The sequence below is a fragment of the Candidatus Magnetobacterium casense genome (assembly GCF_019173545.1).
GTDB lineage: Bacteria > Nitrospirota > Thermodesulfovibrionia > Thermodesulfovibrionales > Magnetobacteriaceae > Magnetobacterium > Magnetobacterium cryptolimnobacter.
On record NZ_JABXWD010000491.1, the window covers coordinates 1 to 2,274 of the forward strand.

At 50.0% G+C, this 2,274-nt stretch carries 2 protein-coding genes; both read right to left on the minus strand.

Going from position 1 to position 2,274, the window contains the following annotated elements; all coding sequences use genetic code 11:
- Positions 1 to 129: 129 nt before the first annotated feature.
- Positions 130 to 990 (minus strand): IS21-like element helper ATPase IstB, encoded by an 861-nt coding sequence (gene istB, locus HWQ67_RS16730; RefSeq protein ID WP_218253826.1) that lies wholly within the window; start codon positions 988 to 990, stop codon positions 130 to 132.
- Positions 987 to 2,274: IS21 family transposase (gene istA, locus HWQ67_RS16735; RefSeq protein ID WP_218253827.1), on the minus strand; the 1,288-nt coding region annotated here is incomplete at its 5' end. The genes istA and istB, both read right to left, overlap by 4 nt.

Here is a 2,274-nt window from a genome sequence, read left to right on the forward strand (position 1 = left end):
GTATTATGGACTTATCCAAGCGATTGTGGGGAACCTGTGGGCAGCCTGCTTTTTGGCTGTCCATCAGGTTATCCACATGAGCGGCAGGTGCGGCACTATCCACAATCTTTTTTATTATCCTTCAAGCAGTTACTCTGCATTTGCAGTGTTAGTTGATTCATTGCCTAATCCTTTAGGTTTGTTGTCATTTGGTTCTTTTCCCTCATGTGGTTCTTTTCCTTCTTTTGCTCGAAAAGAGACATCTCTCCCTTTCAGCGTCTCTTTGAGTCTGAAACTCTCCCAAGTGCAGGGAATGATGTGGGCCTTATGGGTCAGGCGATCTAAAAGAGCTGCGGTAAGGGTAGCCTCTCCAAACACTTGGGTCCAGTCTGCAAACCCCAGATTAGAGGTAATAATCACCGAAGCCTTCTCATGGCGCTCGGCCAGAACCTGGAACAATAGCTCTGCGCCCTCTTTGGAAAAAGGCACGTAGCCAAGCTCATCAAGGATCAAAAGATCGTAGCGGGCATACTTGCCGATCAGACGGCTTAAGGTTTTTTCCGTTCGGGATTCAATCAGTTCATTGGCCAGAGCACAACCGGTCACAAAGCGAGTCCTCACCCCCTGGCGGCAGGCCTCAACTCCTAATCCTGTCGATAGGTGAGTTTTGCCTGTTCCCGTCTTTCCCAAAAAGATTACATTCCGATGCTGCTTCAAGTAGTCTCCACTCACCAGTTCTCGAACCAGTCGCCTGTCAAGACCGGGGGCCTCATCAAAATTAAAATCCTCCAGAGTCTTCAATAGAGGAAACCTCGCCTCTTTGATCCGGCGCTTGAGGCGGTTATCAGCCCTGACCCGAAGCTCGATCTCGGTCAGGGACAGGAGGAATTCCTCATAGCTTGTGCCGCTTTCCTTAGCCTGCCTTACCAGAGAAGGGTAGTGCTGAAGAATATTGGCCAGTTTTAATTCCTTCAAATGCTGATTTAACAATATGTGGGTGCTGTCTTTCATCTTACCCCTCCCAACTGTCCGTAGGCGGTAACGTTTGGGGGAATCGTTGCAGGCCAATCGGTAAGCGGTGCAACTGCGGTAGTATCCGGACCTGAATGCAGCAGGATGTGTTTTACTCCCTCACTGCTGCTGATGTGGTTTTCAAGAGCCACCTCGATAGCGGCCTGGATCTCATCAGCCCGATGATCCCGGTAGAGCATCAGGACCGAGATAAAATCCTTAATCCCGTCTGTCTCTCCCTGCGTCTTTTGGAACCGCTCCAGCAACTTCTCCAGGCACTTTGGCCATTCTTGCCGCCATTGGACAATGGGGCGTGCAGTCTGAAATGATCCAGGCCTCTGCTGAATCACCTCCAGGTAATGCTGAGGGTCAAGTTGCCATTTATTGTTTCCAAATACCCGTGGGTGGGTGGCTATTTTTTTCCCATCCCAGAAAATATCAACCCGATCAATACCCAGATTCACATGCACCTTGAAGCCTGCGAAGCGGGTAGCCACCGAGTAGTGATTCTTATCCACCATGAGCGTCGAGTAGGAGTTGACCTTGCCATTCTGAATTTGGATATTGCTAAAGGCAACCGCAGGCAAGCTGAGCAAGTGGTGCCGCTCGTGCTCAAACAGCTCATTCACCGCTCTATCCCTGCCGCTTGTCCGGTGATTTCCAAAGGCAAGGCAGTCTGTGAGCAGCTTTTGGTTTAACTCCTCAAGGTCCTCCACACAGGGAATGGGTACCAGGTAGTTTCTCCTCACATAACCCACCATCCCCTCCACTCCCCCTTTTTCATGTCCACTGTTCACATTGCAAAAACGGGCACCAAAGGTATAATAAGAGCGAAACTTGATAAATGAGTCTTGCTCAATCCTTTGCCTGCCCCGCAAAACCTCTTTGATCACACTGGACAAATTGTCATAGACCAGAGTGGGAAATACCCCTCCAAAGAAGGTAAAGGCGTGGATGTGAGCATCAAAGAACGCTTGCTGCCTCTCACATAAATAAGCCCTCACGAAATGTTTCCCAGAGTAGCGAGAGCGCATACACAAAAACCTTATCCCTGTCCTCACTCCCCTGATACAAGCTATCCCATTGCCCCAGTCTACTTCTGCCTCCTGCCCGCATTCAGGATCAAGGGGTATAAACACCTGAGCATTTCCTACTCCTAAACGAACCCTGGCCTCCCGAACATAGTGCCTGATCGTAGATTCACTACCCTGAAATCCATGCTCTCCTACCAACCGATGGTATATCCGCCGGGCTGTATGCCGCTGCTTCTTTGGCCCCTCTTTG